We start from the raw sequence: 14,146 nt of genomic DNA, 5'->3' as shown, positions 1-14,146 counted from the left end.
TAATAGTTGAAGTGAATATTTGAAGGAGTGGTAATATGTACAGAACTGTCGGTGATTTTCTAGCGGAATGGTCTGGGGCATCAAGCGGAACAATTCAGGTACTTGAGTCTTTGACGGATGAAAAATTGAATCAGGCAATTGTTGAAGGGCACAGCACACTTGGCTGGCTTGGCTGGCACCTGGCGACAAGCGTTCCATTTTTTGCGGGACAGGTTGGCCTTAAGGTAGCAATGCCTGGGGATCCTGGTTCGGTTCCTTCCAAGGCAAGCGAGATTGCCGCTGCATATAAAAAAGCTTCAGAGGAATTGGTAAAAGCAGTGGAAGCAAATTTGACTGATGAAAGTATCGTCGAAAGTGTGGAAGCTCTTGGCCAGATGATGCCAAGAGGCGCTGTTTTGAGGATGTTAGTTGACCACCAGACTCACCATCGCGGGCAAATGACGGTATTGCTTCGCCAGGCTGGACTGAAAGTGCCGGGAGTTATGGGTCCAACTAGGGAAGATCAGATGAAATAAGTATGTTAAAAGCACCTCGGAAAAATTTCCGAGGTGCTTTTTGTATGAAAAATTTATTGGAATACTTTATCATGCGAGAAAGTTGTTTTACAGAGGCAGGGCGGTTCTATGTTACCTTTTGGCACCCGCTCCCCTTTGAAACCTTCCTTTTTTAATGTCACACTTACAATTTAGTTCTCGTCATCTTTATATTCGAGAATGTCTCCGGGCTGGCAATCGAGTGCTTTACAGATTGCCTCCAGTGTGGAAAATCGGATGGCTTTGGCTTTGCCATTTTTTAAAATGGAGAGGTTTGCCATGGTGATTCCGACCTTCTCGGAAAGCTCGGTTACGCTCATTTTCCTTTTCGCCAGCATTACGTCTATATTAATAATAATCCCCATTGGTTTCACCCCTTAGACTGTTAAATCATTTTCGGATTTGATATCAATTGCTTCTTTTAAAAGCCTGTGGAGAACTGCGGCAAACACAGCAATGACCAGCCCGGCGAACACTGGGACCATTCCCACTATGACTAGACCTGGGGCATCGTCCAGTTCAGCCACCATAAACACAAATGGCAGAATAACAACATAGATACCGCTGAAGACCATGGCCGAAATTTTAATTTTTCTCAAAGCGTGTACAGACAAATCAGAGAATGCCTTGTTTTTGTCAATAAATCCTAATAATTTAAAAGCCTGATACAACGCGGTGAAAAATGGAATTGCCGATACATACATGCCGATTACAATCGGATACAGAATATGGGCATACTCCGGGTTTGCCGGATTTCTCATTAACCAATACAACCCGAATGAACCAAACGCAAGAACTGGAGTTCCAATAAGGAAAAGCGCCAGCCTTAAAAATAATGTTGAGCCTCGTTTCATAAAAAGCACCTCGCCTAATTAATTTATAAGATGATTTTATCAGGTTATTTATCGATTATCAATAATTAATTATTATTTATCGTTGTTTTATTATTGATTTGCGTTTTGATTCCCTCTTATTTCCAATGTCATTGTGCTAATATCGAAAGCCTTATCCCTCTCTCGCTTGCACTCTCTTCTAAAATGGAATTCAATTAAACTAGGTATTGTGTGTGGGGTTTACTGAGTAAAAATGGAGTTGTAACAGACTTGTAACTGGGGATTGCTATTATGGGTTTGAGAGTTTGGCAACTGTGGTGAAGCGCAGTTTGAAATGGGTGTGCGAGAGTATTGCTGAAGGATTGCTGGATTATTGGGGTTGCGTGGGTCTTCCGTGTGTTTGCTGGATTGTGGTGCAATCCAAGTGATTGTGCTTCAAAGGAAAATTTGGCGTTTGCCAGAGCCCGGTAGCTATGCCATGGGAAGGCAAACTGGTGTCGGATTTCCGGACAGTGTCTGTTGTTTGCTACACAGCTGGCGGCGACCCCTTTTTCCAAAAGTGGGGTTGGGGGTAGGGTTTTCAAGTTGGCAAGGTTCTTGCATAGTAAATGTGTGATTATTTATTTAGGAGGTTTGTAGAATGAGGTTGATGGATAAGGTTGCAATTGTGACTGGCGGTGGCCGGGGGATTGGCGAGGCGACGGCGGTGAGGTTTGCTGCTGAGGGAGCGAAGGTGGTTGTGGCGGATGTGAACCGCGAGGATATTGACCGGACGGTGGCGATGATTGTGGAATCTGGCGGCATGGCTGTCGGGATGGTTGTCGATGTGACGGACGGCGGCCAGGTTGAGAAGATGGTTTCGGATGCTGCGGAGCAATTTGGAAGCGTTGACATTGTGGTGAATAACGCGGGGATTACGGCTGATGCGACGCTTTTGAAAATGGAGGAATCGCAGTGGGAGCGCGTGATTGATGTGAATTTGAAGGGTGTGTTCCTGGTTGGCCAGGCTGCGGCGAAGGTGATGAAGGAGCAGCAGGGCGGCGTGATTTTGAATGCGTCTTCGGTTGTCGGCTTGTATGGAAACTTCGGGCAGACGAATTATGCTGCGACGAAATGGGGCGTGATCGGGATGACGAAGACGTGGGCGAAGGAGCTTGGCCGGTACGGTGTGCGGGTCAACGCGGTTGCTCCTGGGTTCATCAACACGCCGATGGTGGCGAAAATGCCGGAGAAAGTGCTCGATATGATGAAGGGCAAGTCGGTGCTTGGAATACTTGGCGAGCCTGCTGATATCGCGAATGCGTATTTGTTCCTGGCGAGCGATGAGGCGCGGTATGTGACAGGTACTGTGTTGAGCGTCGATGGCGGGGTTGTGCTGTAATTCACAAGGGGTCTGACCCCTACCCCCTGTGGGTATCTTGGTTGTGTGGTTAGGCGGGGCGGATTCTAATTTGGGTTGGCCCTTTTTTTACATAAGATAGGAGGTGTTGTTGATGCCGGTTATGACGATTAATGGGAATGAGTTGTTTTATGAGGTGTTCGGGCCTGAGGATGCCCAGGAGACGGTGATGTTTTTAAACGGGGTGATGACGACGACGAGTTCGTGGGCGCTGTATTATCCCCTGTTTGTGAAGCTGGGGTATCGGGTGGTGCTGCACGATTTCAAGGGACAGATGAAGTCGGCGAAGCCTCCTGGGCCGTATTCGTTCCGGGAGCACGCCGAGGAAGCGGCTGCTTTGCTGGATGAGCTTGGTGTTAATGGCCCGGTGCATTTAATTGGAACGTCGTATGGCGGCGAGGTTGCGCTTCGGTTTGTTATTGATTATCCGGATCGGGCGGCTTCGCTAGTGGTGATTGATTCGACGAGTGAGCTGGATGAGACGACGAAGCTGTTTGTTGAGGGTTGGAAGCAGCTCGCGCTTGGACCCAAGGGTGAGGCCTTCTTTTGGGGCGCAGCTCCTTCGCTTTATTACAATGCGTTTGTTGAACGCAATAAAGAGTTTTTGGCGGAGCGGGCTCGGATGATGAATGACATTGATGACGAGTATTTTGCGGGCCAGGTTACGCTGTATGAAACGTTCATCCGCGATGCGAATTTTACGGATGAGCTTGGGAAGATTGCGTGCCCGACGCTGGTTGTGGTCGGCGAGAACGATATTTTGAAGCCGCGGCGGTTTTCGGGCATTTTGGCTAATGGGATTGCCGGGGCCGAGTATATTGTGATTCCGGAGTGCGGCCATGTGGCGATTTTCGAGAAGCCTGAGGTGTTGAAGTCTGCGATGGTTGGGTTTGTGGTCAAGAATAGTGAGCTGGGAAAAGAGTAGTTGAAGCAGGGTTGGTTCCCTGCTTCTTTATTTTCCAACTCTTTGCTTCTGCTTTAAATTTCTTTTAAAAAGACGTGTCCCATTTATTAGGAACATGTCTTTTTAATGATTCTCCTGCACTCTAAAGATCCTCAATTGTATTACTGTCTATTAGTTCAAATATCCGGTCATCCAGTTCTTCTTTCGAAAAATCCCCTAATATTAATTCAACCTTTTTTCGTTTATTTTCTGATTGAAGATTAACCATAAGGATTTCTTCTTCAACCAATTTTTTAATAGCTTTTGATACTTCAGATTTACTAAGGGAAAGTTCATCTGCAATAGTTTTCTGATTTACTTTTACAAATTCCTCGCTGTTTACCTTTGGCATTATATAGAGCAGCACTTTGTAATCCCTGCTTTTTAAATCCAATAACGAAATATATTGAAGCAGCGAGTATATCCCCTTTTTCTTCAGCATGTAAAATCCCCTTCTTTGTTTCCTATTGGGAAACTTATTGAAATTATAATGGAAATATTTTATAATAATTATACCATATAGAAACTGAAAAAGAGAGGGGTATTTTTATGCTTAAAATCAGCGATAAAGCAATTTTAGAAACACATGGGAGTTGTATCCTTGAAGGGTACTATGACTTTATTACCCAGAATAAATCGGAAAAAGCAGCTGTAATTAGCCAGATGACGCATCTGAGGCCTCTTATCGAATACTATCAAAAGACAACGCTTGATTTAAAAGGTGAGCGACTGGACTTTATAAGCGACAATTTACGAACCCATTATTTTTCAGCCAGTAAAATGATTCACCCAGAATCGCATTCTTCAAATTATTGCCCTAAACAGCTTAAAGATGACTTTAAATTACTCTACAAGTCTTTGTTTGGAAAAAAAGAATATAAAAAGTTGAAGAAAAAAGTAAAGCTGACCCATTTTAAACCCACTTCTCTATTATCCTTGTAAGAAAAAAGAGCTCCTGGCATTTGCCGGGAGCTTTCTTTATTATTGAGTTTTTGACTTTGAATTGCGGTGCTGTTCGTTAAGTTGTTTGATTTCGAGCATGAGTGCTTTCATTTCGTCCTTAGCGTCTGGGTAGAGAGTGTTCCAGTGCTGGGCGAGCGGCGGCATGGTCTTGGCAATGTGGGTGTACAGCGCGTACATTTTCACTTTTTCGGTTGTCTCTTCGTCAGATTGGCCGACAAGAAGCTCCGCATATTTTTCAAGTAATGCTTCGAACTGCTTCGCAAATGTTGTCTGTTCCATTGGCACATTTCCCCTCCATTTCGAGCTGACGGCATGGGCATGTTTTGCAGCGTTTATCTTTATCGCCTGTTAAGTATGAGAAGCAGCAGGTTTTGCGGACGCGGACCATTTCGTCCAGGTCCTCCTGGTAGGTTTTTTCGGTAAAGAACTTTGTGAGTGGATTGCGTCGGTATTTGCCGAAGACCGCTCCCTCTGTTTCGTTGAAAATAAAATTGAAATCGTCATCGGGGGGGGCTTGCCCTGCGAGTTCGGATTCGTATAGCCACATAATATAGATGGCAACATTTTCCCAAAGGATTAGCTTGGAAACACCGGTGACCTTGCCTAGCAGGTCAATGAGCGGGAAGATGTGGCCTGCGAAAAGCTCGGTGATTGCTTGTTTGCGCCATTGGTTGTGGTCTCCTCCATCCCATTTTTCCGCTTCCGCTTTTTCTAAAAAGAACTTCGGCAGCCAGCTACCTGTACCAATCGGGGCTTCAAAGAAGACGTTGTCCGCTTGGATGTTAAGTTTCTTGTTCAACGCGGAAATGCTGTATAGAGACAGTACTGCAATATAGGCATAACGCTTCATGAACACCGAGGCAGCGACTTTCGCCGAATCGGTCTGAAGCGTCGGCATAATTGATTCGATAAATGCCTCCAGCGCATCGTGGTCAAGCAGAGATGATGCCTGAATCATGCCGATTTTCTTCATATCGGTGTATCGGTAGGCTTTCAATTTTGTTTTTTCCGCGATAGTCAGCGGTTGGGTCCGTGTCTCGAGCTTCATTGAATACACCGTCCTTTACGGGATGAGGATTGGAATGATCAGGTTGGTTCTAGTTTAAAACCCAATCCCTAGCCCTTCTAGTAATTCACAATTTCACAAGGGGTCTGACCCCTACCCCACTGGGTATCCCTAGTTGGCGAGTGCGTTTTTTAGGATGCAGCGGCCTTTGCCGTATGGGATGCAGAGTGGTGTGCCGAAGAGCGGGTCGATGGTGACTTCGCAGTCCATGCCGAAGACGTTTTTGACCAGGGAGCAGTTGATGACGACTTCGGGACGGCCCTGGGCATAGATGGCTTTATCCTTGATGGCGACGATGTTGTGGGCATAGCGGCAGGCAAGATTCAGGTCGTGGAGAACCATGACGATTGTCCGTCCTTCGCGCTCGTTGAGTTCCCAGAGAAGATCGAGAATTTCGATCTGGTGTGTCATATCAAGGTAGGTTGTTGGTTCATCCAGCAAAAGGATATCGGTATCCTGGGCGAGTGTCATTGCTATCCAGGCGCGCTGACGCTGGCCGCCGGACAGGGAATCGACTGGACGGTCCTTAAGATCCTCGAGACCCGTTGCTTTCAAAGCGTCATTAACTTTACTCTCATCTTCCTCTGACCATTGCTTTAGCCAGGTTTGGTACGGATAGCGGCCTTGTTTGACAAGCTGGAGTACGGTCAGTCCTTCAGGCGCAACGGGTGTCTGCGGAAGGATGGCCATGTTCTTGGCGACTTCCCGTGTTGATAGTTTTGAGATGGCTTTTCCCTCTAATAGGACGCTGCCTGATTGCGGCTTCATGAGGCGCGCTATTGAGCGAAGCAGCGTCGATTTACCGCAGCCGTTCCCTCCAATGAAGACGGTGATTTCACCTTTTGGGATGGTGAGATTCAGTTCGTTTATGATAAGCGCATCTCCGTAGGACAAGGTCAGGTCTTTCGTTTCAATAGCAGTTGCATGCGTCAATTCAGACAGCTCCTTCGTTTTTTTTCAGTCGGTGTGTATTGCATACCTTAAGTTTTATCGGAAATCGGGGGGTGGCAGGCACGCCCGGAAGTTTGTCGAATGTCACTGGTTTCTAGTTTTAAACAATAAATATATAAAATAAGGCGCGCCGATGCCGGCGGTGAAGACGCCTGCTGGGACTTCGAGCGGCGAGAACATCGTCCGGCCGATCAGGTCGGCTGCCATGACGAGGATTCCGCCGAGGACTGCCGATACCGGGAGCAATGCCCCGAATGATGAGCCGACAAGCCTCCTTGCCATGTGTGGGGCCATCAGGCCAACAAAGCCGATGCCGCCTGCGAATGCGACTGATGTTCCAATCAACCCGGTTGCGATTGTTAAAAGTACAAGCCTCTGTTTCTGAACGCGCGAACCGAGTCCGGTTGCGACGTCGTCACCGAGTTCCTGGATGTTCAGGTTCCTGGCGGCGATGAGTGCAAGTGCAATTAAGATTAGTGTTGCCGGGAGAGCGATTCCAACGTTCGCCCATGTTGAACCATAGACGGTTCCGGTGAGCCAGATGTTGGCCTGGCTTGCTTGGAAAATCGGTCCGAGAATCATCATTAATGTTGTCAGTGCTTTCATGAGGGCCATCAGGCCGATACCGATCAGGACGAGCCTGATTGGCGAAACGCCATTTTTCCAAGCCAGGATGTAGACAAGGAAAGCGGCTACCGCTGCACCGATGAAGGCTGCGACTGGCATCCAGGCAATCGGGACGGTCAAGGCGTTACTTTCATCGCTAAAAATAGCGAGGAAGCCAACGACGGCAACCGATGCACCGCCGGTGATGCCGAGAATGTCGGGCGATGCGAGCGGATTGCGAATCATGCCTTGCAGGATACCGCCAGCGACAGCGAGCCCCATTCCAACGACTAGTGCAATGATGATGCGTGGAAGCCGGAATGATGTAATAATAAGCCGGTCCATTTCAGTTCCGCCGCCAAAGAAGGTTGAGATGACGGTAAGCGGACTGATTTTCATTTCGCCAATCCCGGTACTTATGACAAACAGTGCAGCTGTGGCGAGTGCCAGGCCGAGAAATACGAGCACTGCTTTGAGATCAAGAAGGAATGAGATTCTTCCTTTTAGTATGCGAAAATTTTTAAATTGGCTCATCTGTTGTTGAACCCCCTTCTTGCGATGTAGATGAAGAATGGGGTGCCAATGATGGCCGTTGTGACGCCGACCGGTACTTCCTGCGGCATAAGCATGTAGCGGCTGGCGATATCAGCGACAAGCAGGAGCATGGCTCCAAACAGTGCCGCAAAGGGAACCGTCCAGCGGTGGTCGATGCCAACGATGCTTCTTGTCACATGCGGGATGACAATACCGATGAAACCAATAGGGCCTGCGACAGCGACAGCCCCTCCCGCAAGCAGGATGACGAGAGCTCCGAGAGCAATTTTTACAAAAGCGGTGTTAAGTCCGAGACCTTTGGCGACGTCCTCCCCCATCGCCAGGACGTTCATCTTTCCGGCGATTAAAAGCGAGCCAAGCCAGCCAACAATAAGATATGGCAGGACGGAGGTCAGGTTTTCAAGTTCGCGGCCTGAAACGGAGCCGGCGAGCCAGAACAGGACTTGCTCGAGTGCCGCCTCGTTCAGGACAAGAAGACCCTGGGTGAGGCTTGCGAACATAGCTGTCAATGCTGCCCCTGCGAGTGTCAGCTTCATCGGAGTCAGCCCTTCGCGGCCAAATGAACCGACTGCATAGATTCCGACTGCGGCTACTGCTGCGCCGAGGAAGCTTAGCCAGGTGAATGCCTGGAGGCTATCGACCTTTAGAATCGTGACGGCGATGACGACCATCATTCCCGCTCCGGCGTTGACCCCGAAGATATCAGGTGAAGCCAGCGGGTTTTTGGTTAGCGTCTGGAGAAGAACACCTGCAATCCCCAGGCTTGCCCCTACTGCTGCTGCTATCAGCGCGCGCGGGAGGCGAACTGATTCTATGATGATATGTTCATTGGATCCATTGAATTTTGTGAATGCATCAATGGCCATTTTAATGGTCGTATCGGTGTAGCCGAATATGATGCTTGCTCCCATTAGTATAAGGAGCAATAGGATGGCGGCGAACAAGCCGGCCCATTTTAAAGCTGTATTTTTCAGAACCATGATTGCTGTTCCGGCCTTTCCAACATGGGTAGTTTGTTAATGTTTCTATAATACTAGTCTAAGTTGATAAAACAGCCATGTCAATGATTCTGATAATCATTTTCATTTAGAAAGTATCATATTTCAAAAAATTATCACACTTGCTGAAGCAGCTGATTTTTAATTGACTGCTTTCACTTCGGGGAGCTAAAAAGCCCACAAGCTGCAAGTAAAATTTGACACCTTTGTGAATTGAGAATTATTTTCAATTAAAGCGTTGACATGTTGGTTGTATCATTTTATGATGAAGTAGTCATTGAAAATGATTATCAATTACTTATTTCAGGAGGAACTGAAGGATGAAAAGATTTAAATCGGTATTTGCGCTACTCTCGATAATTACGCTGGTTTTCCTCGCGGCTTGCGGGAAGGGCAGCGATGAATCTGCCAAAAGTGGCGGAGACGAAACTGCGAAAAAAGAGAATACAAGCTACACTGTGGAGCATGCGATGGGCTCTACTACCCTTGAGAAAGCACCTGAGCGTGTGGTCATTTTAACAAACGAAGGAACTGAAGCCTTGCTTGCACTTGGTGTGAAGCCGGTTGGCGCGGTTCAGTCATGGACAGGCGATCCATGGTACGACCATATTAAGGACGACATGAAGGATGCCAAGGTAGTAGGCGTTGAAAGCCAGGTTAATGTGGAAGCAATAGCTGCGCTTAAGCCTGATTTGATCATCGGCAATAAGATGCGCCAGGAAGAAATCTACGAACAGCTGAAGGCAATTGCACCAACTGTATTTGCTGAAACGCTGCGTGGCGATTGGAAGGAAAATTTCAAGCTTTATGCACAAGCGGTTAATAAGACAGCTGAAGGCGATAAAGTGCTTGCGGATTATACGAAACGGATTGAGGACTTGAAGGGCAAGCTTGGCGATAAGGTGAATATGGAAGTTTCGATGGTCCGCTTTATGGCTGGCGACGTCCGGATTTACCATAAAGATACATTCTCTGGTGTAATTCTTGAGGAAATCGGCTTTAAACGCCCTGCGGAACAGGATAAACCTGATTTTGCTGAGAAAAATGTGACGAAGGAACGGATTCCTGCGATGGAAGGCGACATCCTCTTCTATTTCACATATGAGGAAGGCGACGGCAAGGCATCCGAACTTGAAAAGAATTGGATTAATGACCCGCTTTTTAAGAACCTTGAAGTTGCCAAGGCTGGCAATGTCCATAAGGTTGACGATACCATCTGGAATACAGCTGGCGGCGTTATCGCAGCAAACATGATGCTGGATGAACTTGAAAAGATTATGGTGAAGTAAAACACTAGCCTTGAATTTTGAATAAGATTCCCTTTAGTATTGAATGTTTACCCTCCCCTATTATATATTTTCGGCACCTGCTAAATCGCAGGTGCTTTTTTAATACGTAAACGTGTCCACGCTGTCCGCCGTGTCCACCCCATAAAGACACATTCCCCAAGAATGCGGGTTTGAGAGGAAGAATGTCCACGGCAGGGGTCTGACCCCTATTTGACCCCAATTAAATACATATTCCTCCAGGGTGTGGAAATAATAAGGCTGATATGTTTGGGTTTGTGAAGACCTGAGTTACTTCGGGTGTTTTGTATAAATAATAATGGGTTTGGTTTGGGGTGAGGGTGATGAGGAAGAAGCCGGGTAAGGAGGAGCAGGTTCCGATTGAGGAGATTATTACGCGGTCGACTGACTTTTTGCAGCGGCAGTACAAGAACATAAAGACTGGCGTGACATTCCATCTCTCCTATTTTTCGACGTTAGTCGATGAGCGGATTGTTCAGCGGGATGTCCTTCCCTATTTGCTTGAGCGGAATTTCGAGTTTATTAATGATGTAACTGCGTTGGTACCGGCGGCTAACATGAAAGTCGAGACCGATCCTGCAAAGTTGGAACTAGCGCTGATGACAGGGAATATTCTTTTGACAGTCGATTCGGATCCGGGTCAGTATGCGCTAATGGAAATCAAGACTCCAAATGTCCGCACCATTTCAATTCCCGAGGTTGAATTCAGTGTCATCGGGCCCAAGGAAGCGTTCGTTGAATCACTTGTCCTGAATACGAATATGGTTCGCAGGCGCCTGCCTATAAAAGAGCTGGTCACCGAGGAAATTACTGTTGGTTCGCTATCGAAGACACGCTGTTCTGTTTTATACATTGAGGGAATTGCAGACCCGGAAAATGTGAAAACAATTACCGACAGAATGAATTCCATTAAAATCGATACAGTCATCGACAGCTCGTACATTGTCCAAATGATTTCCGACAACCAGCATTCGCCCTTTCCGCAACTGCTTGATACGGAGCGCCCGGACCGGGTTGTTTCGGCCTTGACTGAGGGAAGTATAGCGGTCCTTGTCGACGGCTCCCCCCATGCCATCATCGGTCCGACGACGCTCGGCGAGTTTTTCAACGCCTTCGATGATTATTTTCTGAATTGGGTGCTGGCGTCTTTTTTTAGGATTATCCGGCTGTTTGCAATCCTGTTTTCGTTTTTGATCACGCCAATCTATGTCGCGGTTCTTACCTTTCATTATGAATTGATACCAAAGGATTTGCTGAGCACGCTTGTCAGTTCAAGAAGGCTGATTCCCTTGCCGCCTATCTTAGAAGCGCTGTTTCTTGAATTGACGATTGAGCTTTTGCGCGAAGCGGGGGCAAGGCTTCCGACAAAGGTCGGCCAGACAATTGGCATCGTCGGCGGTATTGTTATCGGGACAGCCTCTGTTGAAGCCGGATTGACTAGTAATGTTCTGCTCATTTTCGTAGCACTTGCAGGTCTCGCTTCGTTTACGGCGCCTGTTTACAAAATGGGCAACACCATTCGGCTGCTCCGCTTTCCTTTTTTACTCTTCGCTGCCGTTTGGGGCCTGCTCGGAATCGTGTTTTGCTTCTGTATCCTACTTACCCACCTGATTAGGCTAACGTCACTCAACCGGCCGTACCTTGAGCCCTATTATCCTCCCAGGCTATCGGATAATAAGGACGCGGTTATCAGATTACCCTTTAATATGCAGAAAACCAGGCCGAAGTTTTTGCGGCCCTTGAATCCAATCCGATCAAATCCAAAGAAAAACAACAAGGATATCGATGAATAATTGGAGGTGGAGACACTGACTGTATCAATACCCGAAAAGGCCAAGGTCTCGTCCTTCCTCACCTTTTTTCTTGTCCATAAAATGCAGTGGGGAGTAGGGATCCTTGGCTTCCAGCGCATTATTGCGATGTACGCCGGCTATGACTCCTGGATTTCGGTACTTCTCGCTGGCTTGGCAATCCACCCATTGATTTGGATGGTTTATAAGATGGCTGCGATTAGCGGCGGCGATATTGTCTCAATCCATGAATACACGTTTGGCAAAAAAATTGCAAAATGGGCCTGCCTCCCTTTCGTTTTGTATTTTTCGTTATTGAGCGTAACCGCCCTTAGGACTTTTATTGAAATTATCCAGGTCTGGATGTTCCAGGACTTGAGTACTTTCTGGTTTGCGCTTCCTTTCATGTTGTTAGTAATTTACATTGTTAGCGGTGGCTTCAGAACTGTTGCCGGAATCGCCTTCTTCGGCGTGATACTGCCTTTTTATATGATTTTCGTCTTTTTCTATACGATTCCATACGCTAATTTCAATCAACTCCTGCCCATCTTGGAGCATAGCTTCAAAGGGCTAGCCATGGCGTCCTTTAATATGGCATTGACCTATATCGGCTGGGAGATGCTGTTGACCTATTATCCGTTTATAAAAAATCCTGAAAAATCCCAAAAATTCGCCCATTGGGGTATCTTATTCACTACCTTGGGTTATACGTTAATCGCTATTATGAGCTTTGTTTATTATTCAGAGGGCCAGCTAGAACGGACTGTTTGGGCCACTCTGTCAATATTCAAAATTGTTGAGATGCCTTTTGTTGAGCGGTTTGAATTTGTCGGCCTGGCTACCTGGAATTTGATTATCCTCCCAAATGTATGCCTAGGGCTCTGGGGTGCGTCCCGGGTACTTAAACGGGCATTCCGCGTGAAACAAAAGGTCGGGATATATGTTATTTCCATATTGATTCTCGTTGCTTGTTCCCTAATTTCCGGGCGGGCAGACATCGACATGCTGAATACCATTACTGGAAGAGCTGGCTTTTTCCTAAATTTCGGCTATCTTCCGCTTTTGTTTGCGGCAACTTTGATTTCAAGGAAGGTGAAGAATCATGGCAAATCGTAGCAGAATCCTTCTTTCTGCTTTCATTTTGCTGACCGGCTGTGTGCAAAGGGAAGTTATTGACGATGTCCGCCTGATTACCGGACTGGGTTATGATGCAAGGGAGGGGTCAAAGGTGGAGGGTACCGCCCTGATTCCCTACCACCTTCCTGACCAGAAGGTGGAGAATACAACGTTAAGCGCTATATCCTCGCCAAGCCGGAATATTTTCAGGATTTTCCAAAAAAAATCCCAAGATCCTATTGTCACTGGCGCAACGGAGGTGGTCCTTTTTGGCAGGGACTTAGCTGAAAAGGGGATTTCCCCAACACTCGATTCACTTGAGAGGGATCCTGCTATTGGTACGAACAATTATTTCGCCGTTGTCGACGGCAAGGCCAAGGATATCCTCCAAGGAGATTATGGCAAAAAGGGGAACTCAGCCTATATTGCTGATTTAATTAAACAAAATACAAAAAATTTGGACTTGCCCAAAACAAATATGCATACATTCCTGGCCGATTTTTATATGGTCGGGAAAAGCCCTTACCTCCCTTTTATTAAAAAAAATGGCAATAAAGGAGTAGAACTGATCGGACTTGCTCTATTTAAAAACGATAAAGTAATTGATATTCTTCCGCCAAACAAATTGTTCTATTTCAAGCTAATGGTTGAAAGATACACCCATGGCGGTGTTAGAGTGGCCATGGGTAAGAACGAAGCCGTCGTCCGCAGCATTAATTCTAAACTGAAACCAAAGCTGACTGGACGAAATCCATATGAACTTACCATCAATGTCGAAGTCGAGGGCCTCCTTGAGCAATATACCGGAGGGCCTCTTAACAAAAAGATCAGAAAGCAAATCGATGCAGCCCTAAAAAAGCAAATCGAAACAACCTGCATGGAACTCTTCAAGCGCTACCAGGAAAAAGATATCGATCCTATCGGTCTCGGCGCCTTCGTCAGATCCCGGACACGCAACTTCGACCAGCAAAAATGGCGCAAAACCGACTACCCAAACATGCAAGTCCACGTCAACGCCAAAGTCAAACTGCTCGAAAGCGGCGTTGTTGAGTAGATAGAGGGGTAGTAGGGGTAGTAGGGGTAGTA

16 protein-coding genes are annotated in these 14,146 nt (G+C 46.9%); 8 read left to right on the top strand and 8 right to left on the bottom strand.

All coding sequences use genetic code 11. The features are described 5' to 3' along the window. Nucleotides 1-35 precede the first annotated feature (35 nt). On the top strand, nucleotides 36-515 hold the full coding sequence (locus tag TY16_RS04530) for a DinB family protein (RefSeq protein WP_043930581.1): 480 nt from the start codon (nucleotides 36-38) through the stop codon (nucleotides 513-515). A 170-nt stretch (nucleotides 516-685) separates the two neighbouring features. Here the strand turns inward: TY16_RS04530 and TY16_RS04525 are convergent, their stop codons facing one another. Both TY16_RS04525 and TY16_RS04520 read right to left on the bottom strand, forming a co-directional pair. After that, the gene (locus tag TY16_RS04525) at nucleotides 686-898 is read right to left on the bottom strand and encodes a helix-turn-helix domain-containing protein (RefSeq protein ID WP_043930580.1); all 213 of its coding nucleotides are present in this window, start codon (nucleotides 896-898) and stop codon (nucleotides 686-688) included. Nucleotides 899-910: 12 nt separating this feature from the next. After that, nucleotides 911-1,387 carry a DUF2975 domain-containing protein gene (locus tag TY16_RS04520; protein WP_043930579.1) on the bottom strand — a complete coding sequence of 159 codons (477 nt, stop codon included), beginning with the start codon at nucleotides 1,385-1,387 and terminating at the stop codon, nucleotides 911-913. Between the two features lie 619 nt (nucleotides 1,388-2,006). Between TY16_RS04520 and fabG the strand changes: the two genes are divergently transcribed. Further along, entirely contained in the window at nucleotides 2,007-2,747 is a 741-nt protein-coding gene (gene fabG / locus TY16_RS04515; RefSeq protein ID WP_043930578.1) for a 3-oxoacyl-ACP reductase FabG, read from the top strand. 112 nt (nucleotides 2,748-2,859) lie between these two features. Continuing rightward, nucleotides 2,860-3,690 carry an alpha/beta fold hydrolase gene (locus TY16_RS04510; protein ID WP_043930577.1) on the top strand — a complete coding sequence of 277 codons (831 nt, stop codon included), beginning with the start codon at nucleotides 2,860-2,862 and terminating at the stop codon, nucleotides 3,688-3,690. A 121-nt stretch (nucleotides 3,691-3,811) separates the two neighbouring features. Here the strand turns inward: TY16_RS04510 and TY16_RS04505 are convergent, their stop codons facing one another. Then, on the bottom strand, nucleotides 3,812-4,150 hold the full coding sequence (locus TY16_RS04505; RefSeq protein WP_043930575.1) for a MarR family transcriptional regulator: 339 nt from the start codon (nucleotides 4,148-4,150) through the stop codon (nucleotides 3,812-3,814). 107 nt (nucleotides 4,151-4,257) lie between these two features. On the opposite strand from TY16_RS04505, the gene TY16_RS04500 reads away from it, so the two are divergent. Next, complete coding sequence (locus TY16_RS04500) at nucleotides 4,258-4,650, top strand: hypothetical protein (protein WP_043930574.1); 393 nt, start codon at nucleotides 4,258-4,260, stop codon at nucleotides 4,648-4,650. Between the two features lie 39 nt (nucleotides 4,651-4,689). On the opposite strand, the gene TY16_RS04495 is transcribed toward TY16_RS04500, so the two are convergent. From TY16_RS04495 to TY16_RS04475, 5 genes are all read right to left on the bottom strand, one after another. Continuing rightward, nucleotides 4,690-4,950: a DUF2573 family protein gene (locus tag TY16_RS04495; protein ID WP_043930573.1), complete on the bottom strand. Its 261-nt coding sequence runs from the start codon at nucleotides 4,948-4,950 to the stop codon at nucleotides 4,690-4,692. Continuing rightward, nucleotides 4,907-5,719, bottom strand: coding sequence for an IucA/IucC family C-terminal-domain containing protein (locus TY16_RS04490; RefSeq protein ID WP_052342593.1), 813 nt, complete (start codon nucleotides 5,717-5,719; stop codon nucleotides 4,907-4,909). Before TY16_RS04490 ends, TY16_RS04495 begins: the two co-directional genes overlap by 44 nt. A 129-nt stretch (nucleotides 5,720-5,848) precedes the next feature. Beyond that, nucleotides 5,849-6,670: an ABC transporter ATP-binding protein gene (locus TY16_RS04485; protein ID WP_043930571.1), complete on the bottom strand. Its 822-nt coding sequence runs from the start codon at nucleotides 6,668-6,670 to the stop codon at nucleotides 5,849-5,851. A 102-nt stretch (nucleotides 6,671-6,772) separates the two neighbouring features. Next, nucleotides 6,773-7,828, bottom strand: coding sequence for a FecCD family ABC transporter permease (locus TY16_RS04480; RefSeq protein ID WP_043930570.1), 1,056 nt, complete (start codon nucleotides 7,826-7,828; stop codon nucleotides 6,773-6,775). Next, nucleotides 7,825-8,829, bottom strand: coding sequence for a FecCD family ABC transporter permease (locus tag TY16_RS04475; protein WP_043930569.1), 1,005 nt, complete (start codon nucleotides 8,827-8,829; stop codon nucleotides 7,825-7,827). The genes TY16_RS04480 and TY16_RS04475 overlap by 4 nt, the downstream gene beginning before the upstream one ends. Before the next feature lie 338 nt (nucleotides 8,830-9,167). On the opposite strand from TY16_RS04475, the gene TY16_RS04470 reads away from it, so the two are divergent. The 4 genes from TY16_RS04470 (at nucleotide 9,168) to TY16_RS04450 (ending at nucleotide 14,114) form a co-directional block, all read left to right on the top strand. Then, a complete protein-coding gene (locus TY16_RS04470; RefSeq protein WP_043930568.1) occupies nucleotides 9,168-10,136 on the top strand; it encodes an ABC transporter substrate-binding protein in 969 nt (322 codons plus the stop codon). Nucleotides 10,137-10,477: 341 nt separating this feature from the next. Continuing rightward, nucleotides 10,478-11,947, top strand: a complete 1,470-nt coding sequence (locus TY16_RS04460; RefSeq protein WP_043930566.1) for a spore germination protein — start codon at nucleotides 10,478-10,480, stop codon at nucleotides 11,945-11,947. Between the two features lie 6 nt (nucleotides 11,948-11,953). Continuing rightward, on the top strand, nucleotides 11,954-13,060 hold the full coding sequence (locus TY16_RS04455; RefSeq protein ID WP_331281076.1) for a GerAB/ArcD/ProY family transporter: 1,107 nt from the start codon (nucleotides 11,954-11,956) through the stop codon (nucleotides 13,058-13,060). After that, a complete protein-coding gene (locus tag TY16_RS04450; protein ID WP_043930565.1) occupies nucleotides 13,047-14,114 on the top strand; it encodes a Ger(x)C family spore germination protein in 1,068 nt (355 codons plus the stop codon). The genes TY16_RS04455 and TY16_RS04450 overlap by 14 nt, the downstream gene beginning before the upstream one ends. Nucleotides 14,115-14,146: the final 32 nt, after the last annotated feature.

This window comes from Bacillus sp. EB01 (assembly GCF_000613125.1).
Lineage (GTDB): Bacteria > Bacillota > Bacilli > Bacillales > Cytobacillaceae > Bacillus_D.
This window is presented reverse-complemented; position numbering and strand designations above follow the sequence as displayed.

Bases quoted from the DNA above. Each gene is read 5' to 3' on its own strand.
- TY16_RS04530 (WP_043930581.1), top strand. From the start codon at position 36: ATGTACAGAACTGTCGGTGATTTTCTAGCGGAATGGTCTGGGGCATCA.
- TY16_RS04525 (WP_043930580.1), bottom strand. From the start codon at position 898: ATGGGGATTATTATTAATATAGACGTAATGCTGGCGAAAAGGAAAATG.
- TY16_RS04520 (WP_043930579.1), bottom strand. From the start codon at position 1,387: ATGAAACGAGGCTCAACATTATTTTTAAGGCTGGCGCTTTTCCTTATT.
- fabG (WP_043930578.1), top strand. From the start codon at position 2,007: ATGAGGTTGATGGATAAGGTTGCAATTGTGACTGGCGGTGGCCGGGGG.
- TY16_RS04510 (WP_043930577.1), top strand. From the start codon at position 2,860: ATGCCGGTTATGACGATTAATGGGAATGAGTTGTTTTATGAGGTGTTC.
- TY16_RS04505 (WP_043930575.1), bottom strand. From the start codon at position 4,150: ATGCTGAAGAAAAAGGGGATATACTCGCTGCTTCAATATATTTCGTTA.
- TY16_RS04500 (WP_043930574.1), top strand. From the start codon at position 4,258: ATGCTTAAAATCAGCGATAAAGCAATTTTAGAAACACATGGGAGTTGT.
- TY16_RS04495 (WP_043930573.1), bottom strand. From the start codon at position 4,950: ATGGAACAGACAACATTTGCGAAGCAGTTCGAAGCATTACTTGAAAAA.
- TY16_RS04490 (WP_052342593.1), bottom strand. From the start codon at position 5,719: ATGAAGCTCGAGACACGGACCCAACCGCTGACTATCGCGGAAAAAACA.
- TY16_RS04480 (WP_043930570.1), bottom strand. From the start codon at position 7,828: ATGAGCCAATTTAAAAATTTTCGCATACTAAAAGGAAGAATCTCATTC.
- TY16_RS04475 (WP_043930569.1), bottom strand. From the start codon at position 8,829: ATGGTTCTGAAAAATACAGCTTTAAAATGGGCCGGCTTGTTCGCCGCC.
- TY16_RS04470 (WP_043930568.1), top strand. From the start codon at position 9,168: ATGAAAAGATTTAAATCGGTATTTGCGCTACTCTCGATAATTACGCTG.
- TY16_RS04460 (WP_043930566.1), top strand. From the start codon at position 10,478: ATGAGGAAGAAGCCGGGTAAGGAGGAGCAGGTTCCGATTGAGGAGATT.
- TY16_RS04450 (WP_043930565.1), top strand. From the start codon at position 13,047: ATGGCAAATCGTAGCAGAATCCTTCTTTCTGCTTTCATTTTGCTGACC.